The sequence below is a fragment of the Pseudomonas koreensis genome (assembly GCF_025447595.1).
Lineage (GTDB): Bacteria > Pseudomonadota > Gammaproteobacteria > Pseudomonadales > Pseudomonadaceae > Aquipseudomonas > Aquipseudomonas koreensis_H.
In genome coordinates this window covers 1-23,991 of the sequence record NZ_JAOEJU010000004.1, presented here as the reverse complement: position 1 = coordinate 23,991, position 23,991 = coordinate 1, and the positions used below count along the sequence as shown (strand labels likewise).

Here is a 23,991-nt window from a genome sequence, read left to right as displayed (position 1 = left end):
GTCTATACCTGTTCCACTACCTGACACTCCGCCATCGCGGGCAAGCCCGCTCCCACAGGAATCTGCGCGTACTTCAAACTTGAGGGAAAACCAGCGCATCCGGCACATCGATATCCCACAGAACGCCGGAATCATCTACCGCCACTTCCGCCACCCGCCCCTGCTTGAACAAAGGCCTGGCCCCACGATCACCGGACAATGCCATCAACCCCGGTCCAAACGAACGACCAAATCCAACCGGATGCCCGTATTCACCACTGAACACCGGCACACTGACCGCATCCTCGGCAATCGCCGCCACGATCCGCTCAATACTCGACGGCAGGATGAACGGCATATCCCCCAGCACAATCAGCCAGCCATCGGCATCCGGGCAAGCCGCCACACCCGCCGCGATGCTGTCGCCCATTCCCGTGGATTCGATCGAGACAATGTCACAACCATAAGCCTGCGCCATGCGCATCGCCTGCGGTCGCGCCTCGGTCGTCACCAGCACTCGCTGGTCGAGACTCGCCGGCAGATTCACCAGCACCTGCTCGATCACCGAACGCACCGCACCGTCGCGCCCGGTGCAATCGGCCAGCAGCTTGTCCTTGTCGGTGCCCGCCACTTCGCGAAAGCGGCTGCCCTCGCCCGCCGCCAGCACAATCACTCCGATGGATCGGCTCATACACTCTCCACTGTTTTCTTCTGCTTGAGCTCGACACCATTCTTGATCGCGACGATTTCCGCCAACAGCGACAAGGCGATTTCCGCCGGGGAATGGCTGCCAATATGCAAACCGATCGGCCCGTGCAAACGGGCGATGGCCGCTTCTGACAAGCCTAGCTCAGCGAGATTTTCCCGACGCTTGATGCTGTTGACCCGAGAGCCGAGCGCACCGACATAGAACGCTTTGGAGTCGAGCGCCGTGAGCAGCGCCATGTCGTCCAGCCGTGGATCGTGAGTTAGCGCGACAATCGCCGTGCGCTCATCGGTCTGGATATTCAGCACCGCCTCGTCCGGCATGCCGGGCACAAACCGCCCATGCTGCTCTTCCCAGCCATAGACGAATTCGGTGCGCGGATCACAGATCAGCACTTCGAAATCCAGCAGCCGCGCCATCTCGGCCACGTACCGCGACAACTGCCCGGCGCCGATCAACAGCAGTCGCCAGCGCGGACCGTAAATGGCACGCAGGGTCTGGCCGTCGAAGCTCAAGACGTCGGTCTTGCCGGCCGGTCGCAACACCACTTCGCCGGTACCGATATTCAGCTCGCGAGCGATGATTTCGTGAGCCTCGCAGCGGGCCAGCAACTCGGCGACCCACGCCGGATCGCCGACCCGCTCCTCGGTCAGGCGCAGGGTGCCGCCGCAAGGCAGGCCGAAGCGCGCGGCTTCTTCCTGCGTCACGCCGTAGGTGATCAACTGCACCGGCGGCCCGTTGGCGGGAATCCGCCCATCGTGCAACCGGGCGATCAGATCGTCCTCGACGCAACCGCCGGACACCGAGCCGATCACCACGCCATCTTCACGCAGCGCCAGCATCGCGCCGGGCGCCCGGGGTGCGGTGCCCCAGGTCTGCACCACCGAAAACAACACTACCCGCTGCCCCGCGCGGCGCCATTCGAGCACGCTGCGCAGGACATTGAGATCGGCGCTGTCCATCACGCTTGCGCCTTTTGCCAGCCCTGCAACTGGTAACGCACCGGCAGGTTACGGATGCGCTGACCGGTCGCGGCGAAGATCGCGTTGCACAGCGCCGGCGCAATCGGCGGCACGCCCGGCTCACCGACACCGCCCAGCGGCACCTCGCCCGGCGGCGTCACCAGATGCACCGCGACCTCCTTCGGCGCCAGCGACATGCGCGCCACTTCATACATATGGAAGTTGTCCTGCTGCACCTTGCCGTCCTTGAAGCTGATTTCACCCCACACGGCGTTGCCCAGTCCCATCACACAGGCGCCTTCGAACTGCGAACGAATGCGCTCGGGGTTGATCTGCGGGCCGCAATCCACGGCGATATCGGCCTTGTGCACGATCAGCGTGCCGTCGTCCTTGACCTCGACTTCGATCACCGCCGCCACGTAGGTGACGAAGCTGTAATGCACGGCCAGCCCCAGGCCACGACCCTTGGGCAGTTGACGGCCCCAACCCGCCGCCTTGGCCGCGGTTTCGAGTACGGTGCGCATACGGCCGGTGTCGATCGGATAACGCTCTGGGGATTCGCCGTAGTTCCACTCTTCACTGAGCGTGCGCGGGTCGATCTGCCGATCCGGGCCGAGCAGCTTGATCTGGTACTTGAGCGGGTCTTCCTTGGCTTTGTGCGCCAGTTCGTCGACAAAGCTCTGGATTGCGAAGCCATGGGGAATGTTCGACACCGAGCGATACCAGCCGACTCGCGTATGCACCGTGGCTTCAGGGTTTTCCAGACGCACGTTGGGAATCGCATAGGCCATGTTGGTAAAGCCCATGCCCAGTTCGAACGCAGCTTCGTGATTCATGCCCGGCGCAAACAGCGCGGTGATGCTCGGCGCCACCGTGCGGTGCAGCCAGGCAGAAGGCAAGCCGTCCTTACCGACGCCGGCCTTGAGGTATTCGGCGGACACGGTGTGGAAATACGAATTGTGGATGTCGTCTTCCCGGGTCCACTGCACGCGCACGGCTTTGCCAGGAAATTCCTTGGCAAGAACGGCAGCTTCAACGACGAAGTCCGGTTTGGACTTGCGGCCGAAACCACCGCCCAACAGCGTGACGTTGAAAGTGACGTTATCGAACGGCAACCCCAGGCGTTCGGCGATCCGCTCGCGGGTGACCTGTGGCGCCTGGCTCGGCGCCCAGGCTTCGCAGGTGCCATCCTTGTAACGGGCGATGGCGACCATAGGCTCCATCGGTGCCTGAGCCAGATGCGGCAAGTAATAAGAGGCCTCGAGCGTGCTGGCGGCAATGCCGATGGCTTTCTCGATGTCGCCGGTGTTGCGCACGACTTTGCCCGGCTTCAGCGAGGCGGCATCGATCTCCTTGCGATAGGCGACCGAGTCATAAGTGGCGTTCGGGCCATCGTCCCACTCGATTTTCAGCGCTTCACGGCCCTTCAATGCCGCCCAGGTGTTGCTGGCCACCACGGCCACGCCGCCCAGTGGCTGGAATTCCGAAGGTAATGGTCGAGGTTCGATCTGGATGACTTTGAGCACGCCCGGCACTTTCAGCGCGGCGCTGTCGTCCACCGATTTGACCTTGCCGCCGTAAACCGCCGGACGCGCAATGACCGCGAACAGCATACCGTCGAAATGCACATCGGCACCGTACACCGCGCGGCCATTGACGATGTCGGCACCGTCGATGGCTTTGGTGCCTTCCTTGCCGATGTAGCGGAATTTCGACGGTTGCTTGAGCCGCAGGCTGTCACGGGCCGGCACTGTCAGCGCACTGGCCGCAGCGGCCAACTCACCGTAACCCAGCTCGCGCCCGGACGACGTGTGAATGACTTTATGCAGTTGCGCGCGGCATTCACCGACCGGCACCTTCCACTGCGCAGCGGCGGCCTGCTCCAGCATGGTCCGCGCGGCAGCACCGCAACGGCGCATCGGTTCGTACCAGTGACGCATGCTGCGCGAGCCATCTGTGTCCTGGTTGCCGAAGCGCACTTCATCACCCGGCGCCTGCTGAACCTTGACGTGCGCCCAGTCGGCTTCCAGCTCATCGGCGACCACCATGGTCAGGCTGGTGCGCACGCCCTGGCCCATTTCCGAACGGTTGCAGACCACAGTCACCGTGCCGTCGGCGGCAATGCTGACGTAAACCTTCGGATCGTCGATCCAGCCGTTGGGCATGCCGTCGGCGCCGAACTGTTTCGGTTTGTCTTCGGCCAGCGCATCCTGCCAGCCCCAGCTCGCCGCCAGCACCAACGCGCCGGTGGCGCCGACGCCCTTGAGAAAGCCCCGGCGACTCAGGTTGCTCAGGGCGAAATCGTTCGGTAGACGGCTCATGCCTTGGCCTCCTTCAGGTGAGTGGAGGCCTGACGGATCGCGGTCTTGATCCGGTTGTAGGTGCCGCAGCGGCAGATGTTGCCGACCATCGCCTCTTCGATCTGCTCGTCGCTCGGGTTCGGGTTGGTCTTGAGCAACGCAGTGGCGGACATGATCTGCCCGCCCTGGCAGTAACCGCATTGGGCCACAGCGGTATCGAGCCAGGCTTGCTGGACGATCTGACCGACCGGATCGGCGTGCAGGTTGTCGATGGTGGTCACGTTCTGTCCGACCACCGAACCGATCGGGGTGATGCAACTGCGCGCCGGAGCGCCGTCGATATGAATGGTGCACGCACCACACAAGCCCATGCCGCAGCCGAACTTGGTGCCGTTGTAACCGGCAACGTCACGGATCGCCCACAACAGCGGCATGTCTTCGGTGACATCGAGTGGATGGTCTTGACCATTGAGTTTCAGGGTAATCATGGGCACGCCCGCATATTCATGGAGGTTATGGGGTCGAGCCATCTGCCACCGCAGGGACGGTGGTGGTTCGCGCAGATCGGCTCAGGCTAATCAGGCTCTCTTGTGCCGACGGGAACGTCTGCACCGGGCCTTTGGTGGAGCAAATGACTGGTATCGTTAGCTGGCTACGTTAACCCGCGATTAACAAAAAAGCCCTGCACTTTTTAAATAGTGCAGGGCTTTGGGTTCAGCCTTGAAAGCGTAGCCTCAATAGCGATTGGGCTCCATTTCCAGCTCGACATTGAAACGTTCTGAAATGTCTTTCTGGATGCGCTGGGCCAGATCGAGCAATTGCAGCCCGGTCGCCGCGCCGTAGTTGACCAGCACCAGCGCCTGCAATTTATGCACGCCGGCATCGGCCTCACGGAAACCTTTCCAACCGGCGCGCTCGATCAACCAGCCGGCCGCCAGTTTCATCTGCCCGTCCGGTTGCGCGTAGGCCACCAGATCCGGATGTTGCGCCTTGATCTGGGCGACCACGGCCGCCGACACCAGCGGGTTCTTGAAGAAGCTGCCGGCGTTGCCGAGCACCGCCGGGTCAGGCAACTTTTCGCTGCGGATGCTGCAAATCGCTCGACTGACATCCGTCGGCGTCGGCTGCTCGATGCCCTGCTCGGTCAGGCGCTGACGCACCGGGCCGTATTCAAGGTGCAGATGCGCGACACGGTCCAGTGCGAAGCGCACCCGCAGGATCAGCCAACGACCCGGTTGTTGCTTGAACACGCTGTCGCGGTAAGCGAAGTCGCACTCCTCCAGACTGAAGTCGCGCAACTCACCGCTCTGACGATCCAGCGCCGTCAGGCCGGCGAACACATCCTTGATCTCGACCCCGTAGGCACCGATGTTCTGCATCGGCGCGGCGCCGACAGTGCCGGGGATCAGACTGAGATTCTCCAAACCGGAAAAACCCTGCGCCAACGTGTGCTGCACGAACGGATGCCATGGCTCACCGGCTTCGGCTTCAATCACCACACGATTACCGTCGTCGCTGAGGACGCGAATGCCACGAGTGGCCATGCGCAGCACCAGCGCCGGGATGTCCGCCGTGAGCAACAGATTGCTGCCGCCACCGATCACCAGCAACGGCACATCGTGGGAAGTCGCGTAAGCCAGAGCTTCGCGCACGTCGGCGTCACTGTGGGCTTCGGCAAACAACTGCGCGCGAACATCAACGCCGAAGGTATTGAAGGGTTTCAGGGAAACCTGCGGTTGCACCTGCAAACTCATAACCGCCCCTTCACTTCGATCAACAGCTGATCGCAGGCACGCTCGATCAGATCCAGCACCTGCTCGAAGCCTTGGTCGCCGTCGTAATACGGATCCGGCACCTCGTCGACCACGCCTTCATAACGACGCAGGAACAAGTCCAGTTCGGCCCTGCCGGTGGACGGTTGCAAGGCCTTGAGGTTGCGCAGGTTGCTGTTGTCCATGGCGAGGATCAGGTCGTAGCTGGCGAAATCGGCGCGGCTGACCTGCTGGGCGCGTTGCGCCGACAGGTCATAACCGCGCAGTTTGGCCGCAGCCTGGCTGCGCTTGTCCGGCGGGTTGCCGACGTGCCAGTCGCCAGTGCCGGCGGAGGCCACTTCGACCTGATCCGCCAGCCCCGCTTCGCGCAACTTGTGGCGCAACACGCCTTCGGCGGTGGGCGAACGGCAGATGTTGCCCAGGCACACGAACAGAACGCGCATCAGGCCTCCAGCAGGCGACGGACGCGCTCGAGGTCTTCGGCGGTGTCGACACCGGTCGGCGGCGCGATCAACGCGTCAGCCACGTGAATCCGCACGCCGTGCCACAGGGCACGCAGTTGCTCGAGGGATTCGGTGTTTTCCAGCCAGCACGGCCCCCAGCTCACGAAGTCTTGAAGAAAGCCTGCGCGGTAGGCATAAATGCCGATGTGGCGACGATACGGCACGCCTTCCGGCAGCACGTCGCGGTTCTTGGCGAACGCGTCGCGGGCCCATGGCAGGGTCGCGCGACTGAAGGTCAGCGCCAGACCGTTGAGGTCGCTGACGACCTTGACCACGTTCGGATTGAACAGGGTTTCGACGTCTTCGATCGGCTCGGCCAGGGTGGCCATGCGCGCTTCGGTGTGGGTCGCGAGGTTGGCGGCGACCTGATCGATCACGCTCGGCGGGATCAATGGTTCGTCACCCTGCACGTTGACCACGATGGCATCCGGTTCCAGACCCAGCTTCGCAGCCACTTCAGCCAGACGATCGGTGCCGGAGTTGTGATCTTCACGGGTCAGCACCACTTCGGCGCCGAAAGCCTTGCAGGCCTCGACAATGCGCGCATCGTCGGTCGCCACGACCACACGGCTGGCGCTGCTTTTGCTGGCCTGTTCCCAGACGTGCTGGATCATCGGCTTGCCGGCGATGTCCAGCAGCGGCTTGCCCGGAAGACGGGTCGAGGCGAAACGCGACGGGATGACAACGGTGAAGGCGGTGGTCATTTATCCAGACGCTCGTCGGTGGTCAGGGTGCGGGCTTCGCTTTCCAGCATCACCGGGATGCCGTCGCGGATCGGGTACGCCAGGCCGGCGCCCTTGCTGATCAGTTCGGTCTTGTCGGCGCTGAGCTTGAGCGGGCCTTTGCAGATCGGGCAGGCGAGGATGTCGAGCAATTTGGTGTCCATGAACATTCCCTGGATAAAAACGGATTAAGGCAAAAGACGATCCGGCAACAGGCGCATCAACTGTGTGTCGAACCAGGCCACGAAGGCCGGCGACGGCACCGCATCGACCGCCAGGTACCACCAGTCGGCGGCGGCGAAGGCACGGCACTTCACCGCGTCCTTTTCAGTCATCACCACTGGCAATGACGGCTTGAAACTCAAGGCCTGCACGCTGTATTCGGCGTGGTCGGCAAACGCGTGGGGCACAGGCCGCCAGTCTAGCGCTTCGAGGGTATTGAAGAAACGTTGCGGGTTGCCGATCCCGGCGACCGCGTGCACGGACTGACCGGGCGGGAAATGATCGAGCGACCGGCGTTCGCCGCTGCGCAGATTGACCAGCGCCGACGGCTTGAGGCGGAAAGCGAATCCGCCCTCGCGATCCTCAAGGGCGCCGTTGAACAGCACACCGTCAACGCTTTGCAGGCGCTCGGCCGGTTCACGCAGGGGGCCGGCGGGCAGGCAACGCTGATTGCCAAGACCACGAGCGGCGTCGATCAGCACCAGTTCCAGATCCCGCGCGAGGCGGTAATGCTGCATGCCGTCATCGGACAGGATCAGGTCCAGCGGCTCGCTTTCCAGCAAGGCTTTGACGGCAGCGCTGCGGTTGGGGTCGATCATCAGCGGGACGTCGGTGCGTTGCACGATCAGCAGTGGTTCGTCACCGGCAATGCCGGCGCCTTGATAGGCTTCGACCCGCCACGGCAGTTGCGGTGGCTTGGCGCCATAACCACGACTGACCACACCGACCCGCAGTCCGCGACGCCGACAGTGTTCGATCAGCCAGAGGATCATCGGCGTTTTTCCAGTACCACCGACGGTAATATTGCCGACCACGATCAACGGCACAGGCGACTGATAGATCTCGCCCTCGCCATCGAGGAAACGTTGGCGCTTGCCGGCCACGACGCGGCGGTACAGCCACTCCAGCGGCCGCAAAAGCGTCAGGGCCGGGTGCCCCTGATACCACGCGGCGAGCAGACGATCGGACATGGCCATCAGGATTTGGGCGCCGCCTCGACCGTGGTCATGCGCAGATGGCTGAAACCGAGCTTGCCGGCCGCGTCCATGGCGGTGATCACGGATTGGTGCTGAGTCTTGCCGTCAGCACTGATCGACAACGGCATGTTGGTGTCGCCGTTGGCTTCTTTCTGCATGGCTTCCATCAGGGTCGCCAGGTCGTTCTTCGGCAGAATCTTGTTGTTCACCGAGAACACGCCTTCAGCACTGATGGCCACGTCCAGTTGCTTGACCTGCTGATCCTCGGCCGGCGAGCCGCTGACCGCTTCCGGCAGGTCGACACGTAACTGGGTTTCGCGGGTGAAGGTGGTGGTCACGACGAAAAACAGCAGCAGAATGAACACCACGTCGATCAGCGACGCGAGGTTGATGTCGATCGTTTCCCGAGGCTTGCGACGGAATTTCACGCTTTGCCCCCGGCCAGATCGACGTCACGGTCGCCCTGCACCACTTCCACCAGTTTGATCGCTTCTTGCTCCATACCTACCACCAGCTCATCAATGCGGCGTTGCAGGAAACGGTGGAAGAACACCGCCGGAATACCGACCATCAGGCCCGCAGCAGTGGTGATCAGTGCCTTGGAAATACCGCCGGCCAGCACCGAAGCGTTGGTGGTCATGCCGGAACCGGTGAAGGCGCTGAAAATGTCGATCATGCCCAGCACCGTACCCAGCAGACCGAGCAGCGGCGACATGGCAGCGATGGTGCCCAACGCGTTGACGTAGCGTTCCAGCTCGTGGATGACCCGTGCGGCCGCTTCTTCAATGCACTCTTTCATGATCTCGCGACCATGCTTGGAGTTGGCCAGGCCCGCGGCGAGGATTTCACCCAGCGGCGAGTTGGCGCGCAATTCCTTGAGTTTTTCCTTGTTGAGCTGCTTGTCCTTGATCCAGACCCAGACCTGACCCAGCAGATGCTCAGGGGTGACGCGACTGGCGCGCAGCGTCCACAGGCGTTCGGCGACGATCGCCATGGCGGCGATGGAACTCAGAATGATCGGCAACATCATCCAGCCGCCGGATTTGACCAATTCCCACACAGTGACAGCCCCCTCGAAAAAGTGCGCCACTTTACCATACCGGTTCGCGATAAAGACCCGTCGCCCCGACGACCGTGCTCAACGGTACTCCGCCCCCGGCAACGGCGGGTCGCGCCAGAAGCGGCGTTGTTGACGCATCGACCGGGCCGTCTGAAACCGCCCCAGTTGCAGATGAATGGCGCCCTGTTCGGCGCTGTCATGGATGTGCATTCCCTGTTTGCGGTAGCGGGCAATGACCGTCGGGTGCGGATGGCCGAATGAATTGCCCTGCCCTCGGGAAATCAGCACGGCCTGTGGCTGCAAAACCTTGAGCAAGGCCATCGATGAGGAACTGCGGCTGCCGTGATGCGGGGCTTGAAGCCACTGGGTTTGAACTGCCAGCGCGCTGTTTAGCAGATCCCGTTCGGCAGCGCTGTCGATGTCGCCGGTCAGCAACAACCGTTCGCCGTTGGCTTCGATCTGCAACACGCAGGAACGCTGGTTGCTGTCATGGGCGTCGGTCCACTGCCATAGATGAAAGGCAACGCCGTCCCACTGCCATTGCCGGCCGCTTTCACAGGCCTCGGCGTTCAGTTCTTCGGGCAGGCCCGGCGGATCGCCACTGATGACCCGGCTGACCGGCAATCCTTTCGCCACCGCGAGTGCGCCACCCGCGTGATCGGCATCGGCATGGCTGAGTAGCATCAGATCGAGGTTTTCCACCCCCAGTTTGCGCAATGCCGGCAGCACCACTCGCTCACCGAGGTCAAAATCGCCGAACCGCGGGCCGCTGTCGTACAGCAAGGTGTGATGCCGGGTACGGATCAGAATCGCCAGCCCTTGGCCGACATCCAGTTGCCAGACATCGGCCACGCCTTCGGCCAGTCGTTCCCGGGGTGGAAATGCCAGCACCAGCAGCAACGGCCAGCCCAAAGGACGCAAGGGAACACCTCGTGGCAGTAATAATAGCACTGCACCATGACCTCCCAGCGCCCAGACCCACCACTCCATCGTCGTCGACACCCACGCTGGCCAGCGCCCGGCGATCAGGGCCAGTGCCCGGAACAATCCATCGATCAGTCCACCGGCCAGCCACAGCAGCCCTTCCCCGACATAGGGGATCGGCAGCAGCAATGTGCCCACTAGCGCCGGCGGCAGCACCGCAAAACTGACCCACGGCACCGCCAGCAGATTGGCCAGTGGCCCGCTGAGGCTGATCGGCAGGCTCAACGCCACCAGCACCGGGCACAATCCGATCGCGATCAGCCACTGCGCACGCGTCCAGGTCTGCCACCAGCGCCACGGCCCCAGACGGCCGCCGAAGGTGAAGATCAACACAGCCACCGCCGCAAATGAAAGCCACAACCCCGGACGCAGACTGGCCAGCGGCTCCATCAACAACACGCCGTTGAAGGCCAGCAGCAACGGCCACCAGGCACCAAGATGACGGAAACGTAATCGCCACAACAACACCAGCGCCACCATCACGCAGGCCCGCCGCACCGGCACGTCGAATCCGGCCAGCAGGCCGTAACCCAGCGCCGCCGCGAATGCCAGACCGCACGCCCAGGGCAGCCAGGGCCAACGTAATGGCCAAATACCGACCCGTGCCAGTCCGGCGACCATCGCGTACATCAGCGCCGCCAACAGCCCGATGTGCTGACCGGAAATCACCAGCAGGTGCACGGTGCCGGTGTCCTGCAAGATCTGCCAGTCCTCACGACTGAGTCCCGAACCATCGCCGAGTACCAACGCAGCCAGTGCGCCGTTACGCCCCTGTGCATCCACTGCAAGCAGGCGCTGGCGAATACTGTCGCGCCAGGCCCACTGCGCCGGCGCCAGACGCTGGCCATCCTTCACCGTCCCGGTAGCGCCGATGCGTTGCGCCAGCAGCCAGGCTTCGTAATCGAACGCATCCGGATTGAGCAGCCCGCCGGGGCGCTTGAGCTTGACCGCCAGTCGCCAGCGTTCGCCACTGTTGACCTCGGGCCCGGCGTACCAGGCCAGACGCATCAGCGATGGCAGTTTCTCGCGACGCGAGCGTGCATCGGCCAGTTCGAACCGCACGACGCCCTCGGCATTCTGCGGCAAGCCGACGACCCGCCCTTCCACCCAGCGCGTTTCGCCATCCAGCCGGGAAGGCAGTCGATCATCCAACGCCAACTGCGCGCTGAATCCCGCCCATGTAAATCCAAACAGCAAAAACGCCAGTGGATAGCTGCGAAACGGTAGCAGCATCAGCGCCACCCACGGCAACACCAGCAATAACCCGACCGGCGGCAAGGCCGGTAAAAAAACCGGAGCCAGCAGACCGACCGCCAGCGCCATCATCCCTGTGCGCATAAGCCCGTCCTTGAGAGTCCCACCTTCAGGCATAGCGGTTGCGGGGCACGACCGTCGTTATCAATTGTCACAAAGTCTGAATGGGCGGTTCGTAGAATCCAGACATACTTGCCGCCTTAATCGACCGAGAAGCCTTATGCCCCGGCGCTTATTCAAACGTTACATGCCCGACCCGACGAGCATCAGGGAACACAAATCCTTACGCTTTCTCGGCACGTTGCTGCATGACCCGAACCTTTGGCACCTAAACCGTCATTCGGTAGCCCGCGCCATGGCCGTTGGCCTGTTCGCCGCGTTCCTGCCGATTCCCGCGCAAATGCTGGTGGCCGCCGTCCTCGCGATCACCGTGCGCGGCAACATGCCGATTGCCGTCAGCCTGGTCTGGCTGACCAACCCGATCACCATGCCGGCGGTGTTCTTCTGCACGTATCAGGCCGGGGCCTGGCTGATGGATGTGCCCGCACGCACGCTCCCCGACGAATTGACCTGGGAATGGATCAGCGGCGAGCTCTCGACCTTGTGGCAACCGTTTCTGCTGGGCTCCGTGGTGGTCGGGCTGGCACTGGGCGCCCTCGCCTATTGCCTGGTGATGATGTACTGGCGCTGGTGGGTGGCGAGGCAATGGGCGCGGCGCAAGAAAAGACGTCAGGCGTGAATGCAAAACGGCCCCCACTGTGGGAGGCCGTTTTTTATTGCAGTATCGAAGGGATCAGGTGCGCATTCCGCGCCCGCTTACCAGCAAACGCGAACAACCGATATACAACACCACAGTCGCCACCAGCATGAAGGTGATCGCGATACCGATACGGATATCCGACACACCGAGGATGCCGTAACGGAAGGCGTTGACCATGTGCAGCACCGGGTTGGCCAGCGACACGGTCTGCCAGAACGGCGGTAGCAAGGTGATCGAGTAGAACACGCCACCGAGGTAGGTCAGCGGGGTCAGCACGAAAGTCGGGATGATCGAGATGTCATCGAAGTTGCGCGCAAACACCGCGTTGATGAAGCCCAGCAGCGAGAAGATCGTCGCGGTCAGCACCACCACCAGCACCGTCACTCCGAGATGGTGTACCTGCAAATGGGTGAAGAACAGCGACAGGATCGTCACGATCACACCCACCATCAGGCCTCGCAGGACGCCACCAATGGTGTAACCGATCAGAATCGTGTGCGGCGACACCGGCGAGACCATCAGTTCTTCGATGGAGCGCTGGAACTTGCTGCCGAAGAAGCTCGACACCACGTTGCCGTAGGAGTTGGTGATCACCGACATCATGATCAGACCCGGCACGATGTATTCCATGTAGGTGAAGCCACCCATGTCGCCGATCTGCCGACCGATCAGGTTACCGAAGATCACGAAGTACAGAACCATGGTGATCGCCGGCGGCAGCAGGGTTTGCGGCCAGATCCGGGTGAAGCGTCTGACTTCGCGGTAAACGATGGTGTTGAGGGCAACGAGGTTGGGGCGCAGCTCGGAACTCATACCGCCACCTTCGACAGATTTTTCTCCACCAGGGACACGAACAGCTCCTCGAGGCGATTGGTTTTATTGCGCAGGCTCAGCACTTCGATGTTCTGCAGGGCCAGTTGGCCGAACAGCGCAGTGATGCCCATGGACTTGTCGACCTGGACTTCCAGCGTATGCGCATCCACCAGACGGGCCGGGTAACCGACCAGTTGCGGCGCGACCGCCAGATCGCCCTTCAGATCGAGCAGGAAAGTTTCCACATGCAGTTGCCCGAGCAACTGACGCATGCTGGTGTTCTCGACGATGGTGCCGTGGTCGATGATGCCGATGTTGCGGCACAACTGCTCAGCCTCTTCGAGGTAGTGGGTGGTGAGGATGATGGTGATGCCTTTCTGGTTCAGTTCGGTGAGGAACGTCCACATCGAACGACGCAGCTCGATATCCACCCCGGCCGTCGGTTCGTCGAGGATCAACAGACGCGGTTCATGCACCAGCGCACGGGCGATCATCAGACGACGCTTCATGCCGCCGGACAGCGAACGCGACGGCACATCGCGCTTGTCCCACAGGCCGAGCTGGGTCAGGTACTGCTCGGCGCGTTCCTTGGCGACCTTCGCCGGAATGCCGTAGTAACCGGCCTGGGTCACGACGATGTCGAAGGTCTTTTCGAACTGGTTGAAGTTGAACTCCTGGGGCACCACGCCGATGGAGCGCTTGAGCGCCGCCGGGTTCTTGTCCAGGTCGTGGCCAAAGATATTCACAGTGCCGCTGGTCTTGTTGACCAGGGTCGAGAGAATGCCGATGGTCGTGGATTTGCCGGCGCCGTTGGGGCCGAGCAAGGCGAAGAAGTCACCTTCGGCGACGTCCAGATCGATACCACTCAAGGCCTGGAACCCGTTGCCGTAGGTTTTGGTTAGCTGCCGGATGGACAGAGCGGAACTCATATCGGATTTACGCACCCAGTGAAGAAAAAAGGACTGATAAAAGGCCGGCGGCGAGGAAGACAACCGCAGCGCTCGAGCGCAATGGTGCTTGCCGTCGCCGCACAAGTACAGTCAAGTGTGTCGATAGTAGGTATTAAGTCAACGCGGTCATGACAGCTTTCTGATACGCCGGACGCTGCTTCAACCGCGCGTACCAGGCCTCAAGATTCGGTTGTGACGCGCGCTCGATCGGCATCTCGAACCAGGCATAAATGAAACTGCCAAGCGGGACATCGCCCATGCCGATTTCATTGCCGGACAGATACGGCTGATCCTTCAACGCCTGATCGGCCATCGCCAGCAAGCCGTCACATTCCTTGATCGCCGCATGGATCGCCGGCCAGTCCTGCTTGTCTGCCGGAGTACGCAGAACGCCCCAGAACACCGTGCGAAACGGTCCTGCAAAACTGGAAGTCGTCCAGTCCATCCACTTGTCAGCGATGGCGCGGGTCTGCGGATCCGCCGGGTACCACGAGGTATTAGCTGCATGTTTTGCCAGCAGGTAACGCACGATGGCATTGGATTCCCACAGCACGAAACTGTCGTCCTGAATGACCGGCACTCGTCCATTCGGATTCATTGCCCGGTACTCCGGCGTGTCGACCACTCCAAACGCGCCACCGGCATCGATGGCCTCGTAGGCCAGTCCGAGCTCTTCGGCAGCCCACAACGGTTTTCTGACATTCGACGAATTCTTGCGACCCCAGATCTTCAGCATGACTGCCTCTTTTCCAGTAAATGGGCAGGCAGCATACGCCGGATCAGAGGTTGCCGAAATCACCGCGCATGCCACTGGACAGTGGCGTCTGCTGGTCGTTGAACAGGTGCGGATAACATTTCTGCAGATGTTCGAAGAAAAAAGATTCCGGTACATCGGCGAACTGGCCGTGATCGACCAGGTACTCCATCAGCAGCGCGCCATCGCTGTTGTACGGGTGGAAAACACTGTCGTTTACGCCGTCGAATTCCAGCGGCGCAACGTTGAACATTTCGCAGAGTTTCTGGTTGAACGCGGGTGTGGCTTTCACCCAGCGATCATTGAGAAACAGCTCGGTATAACCATGCATGGCGAACACTTCGCTTCTCAGCAGTTCAAGCAGACGCGGCGTCGACAGATGATTTTTCACATCCGCCAGACCGATGCGTGCGGGGATCCCGCAATGGCGCGCGCAACCGGCGAGCAACGTGGCCTTGGGCACGCAATAACTTTCACCCGCCGCCAGCGCGTAGCTGCCGCGCAAGGTCTGCGGGTCGCGGCTGAAGGTGTACATGTTGTAACGCACCGCCTCGCGCACGGCGTAATAAAGACTGATCGCCTGCGCGCGCGGGTCGCGGCTGGCACCACGGTGCTGCTCGGCGAACTCCACCACCGAGGGGTGGTCACTATCGATGAAGCGGCCGGGGCTCAGATACTCGTGCATGACGACATTCTCCTGATTGAGCCCCGAGTCTAGCGAGAGGTTCAGCACAGAGATAACGACGTTTCGGCCAAACATGCACGCAAAGATGCGGGATCACCGAACGATTTCCCACGCGTGTTGCCCACCGAACCTACAAAAGACATCCAGGGTTTCCCACGATTTCAATCACCTTGCTCTGACCTGCCCGTTTTGCAGATGCCGTCTAAGCTCTGTTGGGTCGGTTCGCCCTGGTTCACGGAGGATTAAATATGCTGTTGTTGTGGATACTGGTTCTGATCGTCGGCGTGGCGTATCTGGCTCACCGGCGCATCGCCCCGCTGCCGGCACTGGGCATCGTTGCCGCTTACCTGTTGGCGATGGGGATTTTCAGCCATGCACCGGGCTGGTTGCTGCTGATTTTCTGGGTCGTGCTGGCGCTGGTGGCCGCCCCGCTGCTGTTGCCTGACCTGCGCCGCAAACACTTCACCGCGCCGCTGTTCAGCTGGTTCCAGAAAACCCTGCCACCGATGTCGCAGACCGAACGCGACGCGATCGACGCAGGCACCGTGTGGTGGGACGGCGAACTGTTCAGCGGTCGCCCGGACTGGGACAAACTGCTGTCCTATCCCAAGGTGCAACTGAGCGAAGAAGAACAGGCATTCATCGACGGCCCGACAGAAGAGCTCTGCGCCATGGTCACCGACTGGCAGATCGGCCAGTCGATGGATCTGCCGCCCGAAGCCTGGACCCACATCAAGGAATACGGTTTCTTCGCCCTGATCATTCCCAAGGAGTTCGGTGGCAAGGGCTTCTCCGCCTATGCGCACTCCCAGGTGGCGATGAAACTGGCGACCCGCAGCGGCGACCTCGCCTCCACCGTGATGGTGCCCAACTCCCTCGGCCCGGCCGAACTGCTGCTGCATTACGGCACTGACGAACAACGCAATCATTACCTGCCACGGCTGGCACGGGGCGACGACATTCCGTGCTTCGCGCTGACCGGCCCGCTCGCCGGTTCCGACGCCGGCGCCATGCCCGACACCGGGATCATCTGCAAGGGCGAATGGGAAGGCCAGGAAACCCTGGGACTGCGCCTGAACTGGGAAAAACGCTACATCACCCTCGGCCCGGTCGCGACCTTGCTTGGCCTGGCCTTCAAGGCCTATGACCCGGATCACCTGCTCGGCGACAAGGAAGACCTCGGCATCAGCCTCGCGCTGATCCCGACCGATACTCCCGGCGTGGAAATCGGTCGACGCCACCTGCCGCTGGGCGCCGCGTTCATGAATGGCCCGAACTCCGGCAAGGACGTGTTCATCCCGCTGGACTTCCTCATCGGCGGCCAGGACATGCTCGGCAAAGGCTGGATGATGTTGATGAACTGCCTGTCGGTCGGGCGTTCGATCTCCCTGCCCGCGGTGGGTTCCGGCGCGGCCAAGTTCACCAGTCTGGTGACCGGGCAATACGCGCAGATTCGCGAGCAGTTCAACGTGCCGCTGTCAGCGTTCGAAGGCATTCAGGAAGCGATGGCGCGGATCGGCGGCAACGCGTGGATGATGGACGCCGCACGGATGCTGACCGCCAATGCAGTGGATCTGGGCGAGAAGCCATCGGTGCTGTCGGCGATCCTCAAGTATCACCTCACCGAACGCGGTCGCGAGTGCATCAGCCACGCGATGGACGTGCACGGCGGCAAGGCGATCATCATGGGCCCGAACAACTACCTGGGCCGCAGCTGGAACGGCGCACCGATCTTCATCACCGTAGAAGGCGCAAACATTCTTTCGCGCAACCTGATGATCTTTGGCCAGGGCGCGATCCGCTGCCATCCGTTCGTGCTCAAGGAAATGGCCCTCGCCGGGCGCGAGGACAAGGATCAGGCACTCAAGGAATTCGATGGCCTGCTGCTCAAGCACATCGGATTTGCCGTGAGCAACGCCGCCAGCACGCTGGTGCTGAACCTTGGCTTCGGCCATTTCGAACATGCGCCGGGAGATAAACTCAGCCAGGGTTACTTCCGCGCCCTCAACCGACAGGCTGCCGCGTTTGCCATGCTCGCCGACCTGAGCATGATGCTGCTGGGCGGCGAACTGAAGCGCCGCGAGCGTCTGTCGGCGCGTCTGGGTGATGTGCTGAGCAACCTGTATCTGGCCTCGGCGGCGCTCAAGCGTTATCACGACCTCGATTCTCCGGCCTACATGGAACCGCTGTTCAGGTGGGCCATGGAAGAAAGCCTCGGCCAGTCGGAAAAAGCGCTGGATGAACTGCTGACCAACTTCCCGAACCGGCTCTTCGGCTGCCTGCTGCGAGTGATCGTGTTCCCGTTCGGTCGCCGTCACAAAGGCCCGTCGGACAGACTCGGCGCCGAAGTGGCAGCAGTCATCGGCCGGGCCAAGGGCGATCCGGCGCTGGAAGAACTGCTTGCCGGCTGCTATCGCCCGCAATCGGCGGACGATGCGGTCGGTGCGCTGCAACACGCCTGCGATCAACTGAACGCTGCGCAACCGCTGCACAAGAAACTGCACACGTCGCTCAAGAGCGGTCAGGTCAAACCGGTTGCCGGCGAACACGCCATCGATGCCGCACTGGAGGCCGGAGTGTTGCAAGCCGTGGAAGCCCAGGCCCTGCGTGATGCCGAAGCGGCGCGGCGCAAGGTGATCGATGTCGATGATTTCGACAAGGAGCAACTGAAACCGGCGGACGGCAAAATCCGCTGATCCCTTCAATCAGTGAAAAACGGGCGCAGGGGCTTTATACTCCCGCGCCCGTTTTGCTCTTGAGGACTTATCTCGTGTCCAACGTCGTTGCCGATCATCTGGTTTTGCTCGACCACCTGCGCAGTATCCTGGTCGCCGTAGGTGAGGCCGATCAGGTTCCCGAAGAAAGCCATGCCCTGTTCCTGGAGCGTTTCGACGAACTGCTGGCGTCACTGCCGATCGAGCCGATCGAAAGCCAATATCTGGGCCAGGACATCCTGACTCAAGTGATTACCCGTTACCCGCAAATTGCCCACCTGATCCCGCGGGATCTGCTGTGGTTCTTCGCCGGCGACTGCCTGCATTACCTGTCCGATGAAGAAATCGACATGTATCAGGCACTGGAAGAACGTCGCTACGAAGCCGAACAGAACGACGAACCGTTCGACTGGAATCAGGAAAAGCAGTTGATGGCGATGTCCGCCCAGGACAGCAAGCACTGATTTTCGCCCGGTAAGGAAAAGGCCCGCATGGTGATCCATGCGGGCCTTTTTTTGATCTGTTAAAGCAGCCCTTCACTCTCGGGCAATTCATATTCAGCCAACGCTTTTGAACCGGTGGTTTTTCCCGGTTTACTCAATGTCGGCTCTTTCTCCAGGCACTCCACCAGATAGTCGATGAACACCCGCAGCTTCGGCGGCAGATAGCGCGTCGGCGAGTGCAGCAGCCACAATCCGCCGTGGTACGACGCCAGAAATGTCCAGTCCGGCAAGACCTGCACGATCAGCCCCTGTTCCAGGGCATAGCGCGCGGTGAAATACGGCAGGCTGCCAATACCGATGTGCTGCAACACCGCGCCCAGACGCACGCCGGTGTGATTGGCGGCATACCGACCGCGCACGCCGACGGTGACGGCTTTCGTGCCTTTCTTGAATTTCCAGCGCGCATCGCTCGGGTTTTCGCCCAGGTAAATGCAACTGTGGTTGAGCAAGTCGTGGGGATGAGTCGGCGTCCCGTGTTCGGCCAGGTATTGCGGCGTCGCGCAGAGCAAATGGTCGATGGTCAGCAGTTGTCGCCCCACCAGTCCGGCCGGTGGACGATCCGTGATGCGAATCGCCAGGTCGACATGGTCGTCGATCAAGTCCACCTGGCGGTCTTCCAGCAACAGCTCCACATCGACCTTCGGATAGCGCCGCAGAAACTCCGGCATGTGCGGATGAATCACGAAGCGCCCCACCGCTTTCGGCACGCTCACCCGCACCAGACCTTCGGCTTCGTGAGTGAACTGGCCACTGATCTCCATCACCGACTTCGCTGCGCTGACCATTTCCTGACAGCGCTTGAACACCTCTTCTCCGCCATCACTCAAGCGCAGCTTGCGCGTGGTGCGTTGCAGCAGCCGCGTGGCCAGCGCCTTCTCCAGCCGGGAAATGCTGCGGCTGACTGCCGACGGCGATGAGCCCAATTGGCGAGCGGCTTCGGAGAAGCTGCCGGTCTCGACGACCTTGACGAAAATCGCCATTTCACCGAGCAGCGGCAGGGGAAGATTTATGCTCACAGCGCAACAGTCCTTTGATGTTTGAACGGATTATCACGTTATTGCACGATTCATATAATTAAAAAAGAAACTTTAATAAGGGCATGGAATATGACGCTTCGCCTCTTTTTCCATAGTGATGACCTCAAGGCCAATGTGGAAGTCCTCGACTGCACGCCCCACGAGAACGAATTCGCCGTTGTGTTGCGCGCCACACTTTTTCATCCTCAGGGCGGTGGCCAACCCTGTGATACCGGCTGGATTGGCGACAGCCAGGTTCTTCGCGTCATCCAGGAACCGGACCGGATCATTCATTTCGTCGATCAACCGGTTCCGCTGGGCATGACCCAGATTCGCGTCGACGAAGAACGCCGCCGCTTCAACACCCGCATGCACTCTGCCGGGCATTTGATCGGCCACTTTGTCCAGGCCATGGGCTGGATGCCGATCAAGGCCCACCACTGGCCGGACGAAGGCCGAGTGCAATTCAAGCCCGGAGATTCGGCCCAGGAAGTCGATGCGCAAACCGTTCAATACGGCATCGGGCAATGGATCGAACACGATCTGCCACGCCTGACATCCCTGCGCGAAGGCGCGCGGGAAATCGGTTTCGGTGAACTGCCAGCCTATGGCTGCGGTGGCACCCATGTACGCAGCCTGAAGGATCTGGGCACAGTCACGATCGCGTCCCTTTCGCAGAAGAAAGGCACGTTGTCCGTCCACTACAGCGTGGATTGAGGATTTCGGGCGCTGCCAGATGCAGCGTCCGACGCCGGGGGAACCGCGCTCGCCGGTTCCGTTGACTATTCGATAGATGGACCTGAAACCATGATGCTTGACGTCGAGCGTCTCGATGAGACGTGCATAAAAAAACTGGCCAACGAAGAAGTCCTCGCCATCCGCGTCAAGGGCTTTCTGCCCCAGGCGCAGGCGATCCAGATTGGCGACAAGATTCTCGCCCCCGGCTTCGAGGGCTACATCAACGCCCCCAGCATCGGCCGCATCGGCATGGCGTTCTACGAGGCGGAAAACCAGCCGTTGCTGATCGAAGACTACTTCGAGCGCGCCACCAGCAACATCGCCGAACTGCGCAACCGCTGCGCGCCCTACTCGTCGCCGGTCGACACATTGCGCTGCATGCTCGACGAATCCTGGCCCGCAGGCGCCCATCTGGAAAACCTCTACGGTCGCAAGATGTATGTCGGCCTGTCCCGGGTAGTGAAACCGGGGGTGTGCTTTCTGGCCCATCACGACATCTTCGCCAAGGACGCCCCGGAGAGTTTTCAGGCACGCAGCCTCGAGGCGCAGTTCGCCTGCAACGTCTACCTGAACATGCCGACCGAGGGCGGCGCGTTGCAGATGTGGGAAGACGACATTTCCCCGGACCGGTTCGACGAAATGCGCGGCGACAGCTACGGCATCGACCCGGTGCTGCTCGGCCCGCCCGCCCTCGAAGTACGCCCTGAACCGGGGGATTTCATCATGTTCAATTCGCGTCGCATGCACTCGGTGACACCGGGCGTGGCCGATCCGCGCTTGAGCCTTTCGTTTTTTGTCGGCTATCGCGGCAATGCTTCACCCCTGACTTTCTGGAGCTGAAATGACATCGAATTACCTGGGCGAGTTTCTGGCGCTGGCCACCATCCACTTTCTGGCCGTGGTCGCTCCCGGACCGGACTTCGCCGTGACCATCCGCCAGAGTGTGCGTTTCGGCCGATTGGTCGGCATCTGCACGGCGTTGGGCATCGGCGCGGGAATTTCCGTGCACGTGCTGTACACCCTGCTGGGTGTCGGCGCCTTGATGCACACCACGCCCTGGCTGCTGACCGTCGCCAAAGTGGTCGGCGGTGCTTACATCCTTTACCTGGGCGTCAGCCTGATCCGCAGCAAACCCAAGACGACAATGGAAGGTGAAAAGAGCAGCGACGAACCGCTGGTCGAGCAATCGCTGTTCAAGGCGTTTTCCACCGGTTTCCTGACCAACGCCACCAACCCCAAGGCCACGCTGTTTTTCCTGGCGATCTTCACCACGATCATCAGCGCCAGCACGCCGCTGCAAATCCAGGCCCTGTACGGGTTGTGGATGTGCGGGGTGAATGCGTTGTGGTTCGTGATCGTCGCACTGTTCTTTTCCAGCAACAAAGTGCGCGTGCTGTTCATGCACATGGGGCACTGGTTCGAGCGCAGCATGGGGGTGATTCTGATCCTGTTTGCCGGGCGTCTGGTGCTGTCGATGTAAGCACGCTGTTCGGAGAAGCCCGACCCAGACCGATTGGGCGGGCTTTTTCGATTCTGCGCCGCTTTTGCATTTCTGTGCGACGCGTCCCACTTCGGGGGCTCCCCTATCACTCGCTGGTGGTGTTAGTTTGCGAAACCGTCTGACGCTTCGATCAGACACTTCCTACTCACTGCCTGCAAAGGAATGCCCTTAGCAATGGACTTTTCACTCAAGCAACTGGCCGCCTCGACGCTGATTCTGGCCAGCCTTTCGTCCGTCACACTGCCAGCCCACGCCAACCTCACCGAGCAGCAGAGCGCGACCATCCTCAAGACATTCAATGAGGCAAAGGTCAGTGATTTCAGAGCGTTTCTCGGCGATCTGGCCAAGAACGACCTGAGCAAGGCCGACGATCTGCGTCCGGCCATCAGCGCCTTCCTCGACAACAAGACGCTGACCGCCGAACAACAGAACGAAATCCATCGCCTGCTCGGCCTCTATACCCGCGTGAAGTACGGCAAAGCCGCTCTGGAAACCCTGCGCGAACTGGTGGAAATCCCGACCTTCCGCAAGGACGGTGTCGATCAGCACGACAACCCCGAATTCATCAAGATCGCCGCCAAGATCAAGGATCTGGCCGAGTCTTTCGGCCTGAACTACCGCAACATCGACAACCGCGTTTACGAAATCTCCCTCGACGGCAGCGGCAAGGACGTCGTCGGCATTCATGCACACGCCGACGTGGTGCCGGTAACGCCGGAGAACTGGGTGCTGAAAGACGGCACCAAACTTGATCCGTTCAAGGTCACGCTGATCGGCGACCGCATGTACGGCCGTGGCACCGAGGACGACAAAAACGGCATCGTCGTGACGCTGTATGCCATGAAGGTGATCAAGGAAGAGAAACTGCCACTGGCGCGCAATTTCAAACTGCTGGTGGACACCACCGAAGAAACCACCGGCGACGCAATTCCTTACTACTTCGAACGCAACCCGACGCCGGAGTACAACCTGGCACTGGACGGCGGCTACCCGGTGGTGATTGCCGAGAAAGGCTACGGCACCGTCATGGCCAAGTTCGCCAAGCGCAAGGCCGAGGGCAAAGGCGCGGAAATCACCTCGATGACCGGCGGCCTGGCGACCAACCAGATTCCATCGGTGTCGGTCGTCACCCTGGTGACCGACAAACCCGCCGAGCTGGCGGCCAGCCTGCAAAAGGCCGGCGCTGAATATGCCAAGCGCAATGGCGGCGATTTCGAAGTGAACGCCAAGGTCGATGGCAAAGACGTCAAACTCACCGTCACCGGTGTTTCTGCGCACTCATCCGAACCAGAGTCCGGCGTCAACCCGGTCGCTCGCATGCTCGACTTCATCCACAGCGTGGACGGCAAAATCGCCTTCAAGCACAACCACATCACCGACGCTGCGCACTACGCCGCTGACAACTGGGGTCTGGATTACAAGGGTGGCAAGCTGGGCGTCGGTTTCGCCGACGATTTCATGGGCCCGCTGACCACGTCGCTGACCTACGTTGGCATGGACGACACAACCTTCAAACTCGCGGTCAACCTGCGCGTGCCGAAGGGCAAGTCGCCGGAAGCGCTCAAGACAGAAATCGCCGACAAACTGGCAGCCTGGAGCAAGAAAAACCATGTCGCGGTGAACTTCGACTATTCGATCGCCGAACCGATGTACCGCAACCCTGAAGGCGAATGGGTCAAGGCGCTGCTGGCCGTGGCCACCGAAAACCTCGGCATGAAACACGAATTCGGCACCTCGGCCGGCGCCACCTCGGTGCATGAACTGCCGAACGGTGTGCAATTCGGCCTGGCGCGACCTGAGGTCAAGTACACCGGTCACACCGACGGCGAGTTCAAGACCGTTGACCAGTTCCTGCTGGACCTGCAGATCGTGACCGAAATGATGGGACGCATCGGGCAATTGCCGAAGCTCTGATCATGTATCGGGTCCGCCACATTGGCGGGCCCACAAAAAAGGACCTCGCGGTCCTTTTTTATTGCGCGACAAAAAACGCACAAACAAAAACGCCGCTCATCACTGAGCGGCGTTTTTGTTGAATATGGAGCGGGAAACGAGACTCGAACTCGCGACCCCGACCTTGGCAAGGTCGTGCTCTACCAACTGAGCTATTCCCGCA

The 23,991-nt window shown here is 61.3% G+C and carries 24 protein-coding genes and 1 tRNA gene; 7 read left to right on the top strand and 18 right to left on the bottom strand.

Annotated features, from left to right (window positions below; translation table 11 throughout):
* Positions 1-73 precede the first annotated feature (73 nt).
* The 12 genes from N8H71_RS07575 to N8H71_RS07520 all read right to left on the bottom strand — a co-directional run bounded on the left by N8H71_RS07575 (position 74) and on the right by N8H71_RS07520 (position 11,525).
* Entirely contained in the window at positions 74-670 is a 597-nt protein-coding gene (locus tag N8H71_RS07575; RefSeq protein WP_262193515.1) for a nucleotidyltransferase family protein, read from the bottom strand.
* The gene (locus N8H71_RS07570; protein ID WP_262193514.1) at positions 667-1,647 is read right to left on the bottom strand and encodes an XdhC family protein; all 981 of its coding nucleotides are present in this window, start codon (positions 1,645-1,647) and stop codon (positions 667-669) included. The genes N8H71_RS07575 and N8H71_RS07570 overlap by 4 nt, the downstream gene beginning before the upstream one ends.
* Positions 1,647-3,968 (bottom strand): xanthine dehydrogenase family protein molybdopterin-binding subunit, encoded by a 2,322-nt coding sequence (locus N8H71_RS07565; RefSeq protein ID WP_262193513.1) that lies wholly within the window; start codon positions 3,966-3,968, stop codon positions 1,647-1,649. The genes N8H71_RS07570 and N8H71_RS07565 overlap by 1 nt, the downstream gene beginning before the upstream one ends.
* Positions 3,965-4,435 carry a (2Fe-2S)-binding protein gene (locus N8H71_RS07560; RefSeq protein ID WP_039770687.1) on the bottom strand — a complete coding sequence of 157 codons (471 nt, stop codon included), beginning with the start codon at positions 4,433-4,435 and terminating at the stop codon, positions 3,965-3,967. Before N8H71_RS07560 ends, N8H71_RS07565 begins: the two co-directional genes overlap by 4 nt.
* Before the next feature lie 246 nt (positions 4,436-4,681).
* A complete protein-coding gene (gene murB / locus N8H71_RS07555; RefSeq protein ID WP_262193512.1) occupies positions 4,682-5,701 on the bottom strand; it encodes a UDP-N-acetylmuramate dehydrogenase in 1,020 nt (339 codons plus the stop codon).
* Positions 5,698-6,162, bottom strand: coding sequence for a low molecular weight protein-tyrosine-phosphatase (locus N8H71_RS07550; RefSeq protein ID WP_262193511.1), 465 nt, complete (start codon positions 6,160-6,162; stop codon positions 5,698-5,700). The genes murB and N8H71_RS07550 overlap by 4 nt, the downstream gene beginning before the upstream one ends.
* On the bottom strand, positions 6,162-6,926 hold the full coding sequence (gene kdsB / locus N8H71_RS07545; protein ID WP_262193510.1) for a 3-deoxy-manno-octulosonate cytidylyltransferase: 765 nt from the start codon (positions 6,924-6,926) through the stop codon (positions 6,162-6,164). The genes N8H71_RS07550 and kdsB overlap by 1 nt, the downstream gene beginning before the upstream one ends.
* The gene (locus N8H71_RS07540) at positions 6,923-7,108 is read right to left on the bottom strand and encodes a Trm112 family protein (RefSeq protein WP_003174668.1); all 186 of its coding nucleotides are present in this window, start codon (positions 7,106-7,108) and stop codon (positions 6,923-6,925) included. Before N8H71_RS07540 ends, kdsB begins: the two co-directional genes overlap by 4 nt.
* A gap of 24 nt (positions 7,109-7,132) precedes the next feature.
* Entirely contained in the window at positions 7,133-8,143 is a 1,011-nt protein-coding gene (lpxK, locus tag N8H71_RS07535; protein ID WP_262193509.1) for a tetraacyldisaccharide 4'-kinase, read from the bottom strand.
* Positions 8,143-8,571 (bottom strand): ExbD/TolR family protein, encoded by a 429-nt coding sequence (locus tag N8H71_RS07530; RefSeq protein WP_007950767.1) that lies wholly within the window; start codon positions 8,569-8,571, stop codon positions 8,143-8,145. The genes lpxK and N8H71_RS07530 overlap by 1 nt, the downstream gene beginning before the upstream one ends.
* Complete coding sequence (locus N8H71_RS07525; RefSeq protein WP_162803842.1) at positions 8,568-9,203, bottom strand: MotA/TolQ/ExbB proton channel family protein; 636 nt, start codon at positions 9,201-9,203, stop codon at positions 8,568-8,570. The genes N8H71_RS07530 and N8H71_RS07525 overlap by 4 nt, the downstream gene beginning before the upstream one ends.
* Positions 9,204-9,281: 78 nt before the next feature.
* Complete coding sequence (locus tag N8H71_RS07520; protein WP_262193508.1) at positions 9,282-11,525, bottom strand: DNA internalization-related competence protein ComEC/Rec2; 2,244 nt, start codon at positions 11,523-11,525, stop codon at positions 9,282-9,284.
* 136 nt (positions 11,526-11,661) lie between these two features.
* Here N8H71_RS07520 and N8H71_RS07515 point away from each other — a divergent pair, with 136 nt between their 5' ends.
* On the top strand, positions 11,662-12,180 hold the full coding sequence (locus N8H71_RS07515; protein ID WP_262193507.1) for a DUF2062 domain-containing protein: 519 nt from the start codon (positions 11,662-11,664) through the stop codon (positions 12,178-12,180).
* 54 nt (positions 12,181-12,234) lie between these two features.
* On the opposite strand, the gene N8H71_RS07510 is transcribed toward N8H71_RS07515, so the two are convergent.
* The 4 genes from N8H71_RS07510 to N8H71_RS07495 all read right to left on the bottom strand — a co-directional run bounded on the left by N8H71_RS07510 (position 12,235) and on the right by N8H71_RS07495 (position 15,403).
* Positions 12,235-13,014, bottom strand: a complete 780-nt coding sequence (locus tag N8H71_RS07510; protein WP_007950763.1) for an ABC transporter permease — start codon at positions 13,012-13,014, stop codon at positions 12,235-12,237.
* Entirely contained in the window at positions 13,011-13,943 is a 933-nt protein-coding gene (locus N8H71_RS07505; RefSeq protein WP_262193506.1) for an ABC transporter ATP-binding protein, read from the bottom strand. The genes N8H71_RS07510 and N8H71_RS07505 overlap by 4 nt, the downstream gene beginning before the upstream one ends.
* A 133-nt stretch (positions 13,944-14,076) precedes the next feature.
* Positions 14,077-14,700, bottom strand: coding sequence for a glutathione S-transferase family protein (locus N8H71_RS07500; protein WP_262193505.1), 624 nt, complete (start codon positions 14,698-14,700; stop codon positions 14,077-14,079).
* A 43-nt stretch (positions 14,701-14,743) separates the two neighbouring features.
* A complete protein-coding gene (locus tag N8H71_RS07495; RefSeq protein ID WP_262193504.1) occupies positions 14,744-15,403 on the bottom strand; it encodes a transglutaminase-like domain-containing protein in 660 nt (219 codons plus the stop codon).
* Between the two features lie 248 nt (positions 15,404-15,651).
* Here N8H71_RS07495 and N8H71_RS07490 point away from each other — a divergent pair, with 248 nt between their 5' ends.
* Together N8H71_RS07490 and N8H71_RS07485 are read left to right on the top strand one after the other, a co-directional pair.
* Positions 15,652-18,099, top strand: coding sequence for an acyl-CoA dehydrogenase (locus tag N8H71_RS07490; protein WP_262193503.1), 2,448 nt, complete (start codon positions 15,652-15,654; stop codon positions 18,097-18,099).
* A 74-nt stretch (positions 18,100-18,173) separates the two neighbouring features.
* Positions 18,174-18,581: a PA2817 family protein gene (locus tag N8H71_RS07485; protein ID WP_262193502.1), complete on the top strand. Its 408-nt coding sequence runs from the start codon at positions 18,174-18,176 to the stop codon at positions 18,579-18,581.
* 59 nt (positions 18,582-18,640) lie between these two features.
* Here the strand turns inward: N8H71_RS07485 and N8H71_RS07480 are convergent, their stop codons facing one another.
* On the bottom strand, positions 18,641-19,636 hold the full coding sequence (locus tag N8H71_RS07480) for a LysR family transcriptional regulator (protein WP_262193501.1): 996 nt from the start codon (positions 19,634-19,636) through the stop codon (positions 18,641-18,643).
* A 90-nt stretch (positions 19,637-19,726) separates the two neighbouring features.
* On the opposite strand from N8H71_RS07480, the gene N8H71_RS07475 reads away from it, so the two are divergent.
* From N8H71_RS07475 to N8H71_RS07460, 4 genes are all read left to right on the top strand, one after another.
* Complete coding sequence (locus N8H71_RS07475; protein WP_262193500.1) at positions 19,727-20,353, top strand: alanyl-tRNA editing protein; 627 nt, start codon at positions 19,727-19,729, stop codon at positions 20,351-20,353.
* A 90-nt stretch (positions 20,354-20,443) separates the two neighbouring features.
* Entirely contained in the window at positions 20,444-21,214 is a 771-nt protein-coding gene (locus N8H71_RS07470; protein WP_249482753.1) for a 2OG-Fe(II) oxygenase, read from the top strand.
* Between the two features lies 1 nt (position 21,215).
* Positions 21,216-21,854 carry a LysE family translocator gene (locus tag N8H71_RS07465; RefSeq protein ID WP_262193499.1) on the top strand — a complete coding sequence of 213 codons (639 nt, stop codon included), beginning with the start codon at positions 21,216-21,218 and terminating at the stop codon, positions 21,852-21,854.
* A 195-nt stretch (positions 21,855-22,049) separates the two neighbouring features.
* Complete coding sequence (locus N8H71_RS07460; RefSeq protein WP_262193498.1) at positions 22,050-23,789, top strand: dipeptidase; 1,740 nt, start codon at positions 22,050-22,052, stop codon at positions 23,787-23,789.
* A gap of 125 nt (positions 23,790-23,914) precedes the next feature.
* On the opposite strand, the gene N8H71_RS07455 is transcribed toward N8H71_RS07460, so the two are convergent.
* A tRNA-Gly gene (locus N8H71_RS07455) sits at positions 23,915-23,990 on the bottom strand.
* Position 23,991: the final 1 nt, after the last annotated feature.

Coding starts and splice junctions, on each gene's coding strand:
- N8H71_RS07470 (WP_249482753.1), top strand. CDS start 20,444: ATGATGCTTGACGTCGAGCGTCTCGATGAGACGTGCATAAAAAAACTG.
- kdsB (WP_262193510.1), bottom strand. CDS start 6,926: ATGACCACCGCCTTCACCGTTGTCATCCCGTCGCGTTTCGCCTCGACC.
- N8H71_RS07465 (WP_262193499.1), top strand. CDS start 21,216: ATGACATCGAATTACCTGGGCGAGTTTCTGGCGCTGGCCACCATCCAC.
- N8H71_RS07490 (WP_262193503.1), top strand. CDS start 15,652: ATGCTGTTGTTGTGGATACTGGTTCTGATCGTCGGCGTGGCGTATCTG.
- lpxK (WP_262193509.1), bottom strand. CDS start 8,143: ATGGCCATGTCCGATCGTCTGCTCGCCGCGTGGTATCAGGGGCACCCG.
- N8H71_RS07540 (WP_003174668.1), bottom strand. CDS start 7,108: ATGGACACCAAATTGCTCGACATCCTCGCCTGCCCGATCTGCAAAGGC.
- N8H71_RS07565 (WP_262193513.1), bottom strand. CDS start 3,968: ATGAGCCGTCTACCGAACGATTTCGCCCTGAGCAACCTGAGTCGCCGG.
- N8H71_RS07475 (WP_262193500.1), top strand. CDS start 19,727: ATGACGCTTCGCCTCTTTTTCCATAGTGATGACCTCAAGGCCAATGTG.
- N8H71_RS07505 (WP_262193506.1), bottom strand. CDS start 13,943: ATGAGTTCCGCTCTGTCCATCCGGCAGCTAACCAAAACCTACGGCAAC.
- N8H71_RS07495 (WP_262193504.1), bottom strand. CDS start 15,403: ATGCACGAGTATCTGAGCCCCGGCCGCTTCATCGATAGTGACCACCCC.
- N8H71_RS07500 (WP_262193505.1), bottom strand. CDS start 14,700: ATGCTGAAGATCTGGGGTCGCAAGAATTCGTCGAATGTCAGAAAACCG.
- murB (WP_262193512.1), bottom strand. CDS start 5,701: ATGAGTTTGCAGGTGCAACCGCAGGTTTCCCTGAAACCCTTCAATACC.
- N8H71_RS07560 (WP_039770687.1), bottom strand. CDS start 4,435: ATGATTACCCTGAAACTCAATGGTCAAGACCATCCACTCGATGTCACC.
- N8H71_RS07570 (WP_262193514.1), bottom strand. CDS start 1,647: ATGGACAGCGCCGATCTCAATGTCCTGCGCAGCGTGCTCGAATGGCGC.
- N8H71_RS07550 (WP_262193511.1), bottom strand. CDS start 6,162: ATGCGCGTTCTGTTCGTGTGCCTGGGCAACATCTGCCGTTCGCCCACC.
- N8H71_RS07520 (WP_262193508.1), bottom strand. CDS start 11,525: ATGCGCACAGGGATGATGGCGCTGGCGGTCGGTCTGCTGGCTCCGGTT.
- N8H71_RS07575 (WP_262193515.1), bottom strand. CDS start 670: ATGAGCCGATCCATCGGAGTGATTGTGCTGGCGGCGGGCGAGGGCAGC.
- N8H71_RS07510 (WP_007950763.1), bottom strand. CDS start 13,014: ATGAGTTCCGAGCTGCGCCCCAACCTCGTTGCCCTCAACACCATCGTT.
- N8H71_RS07460 (WP_262193498.1), top strand. CDS start 22,050: ATGGACTTTTCACTCAAGCAACTGGCCGCCTCGACGCTGATTCTGGCC.
- N8H71_RS07515 (WP_262193507.1), top strand. CDS start 11,662: ATGCCCCGGCGCTTATTCAAACGTTACATGCCCGACCCGACGAGCATC.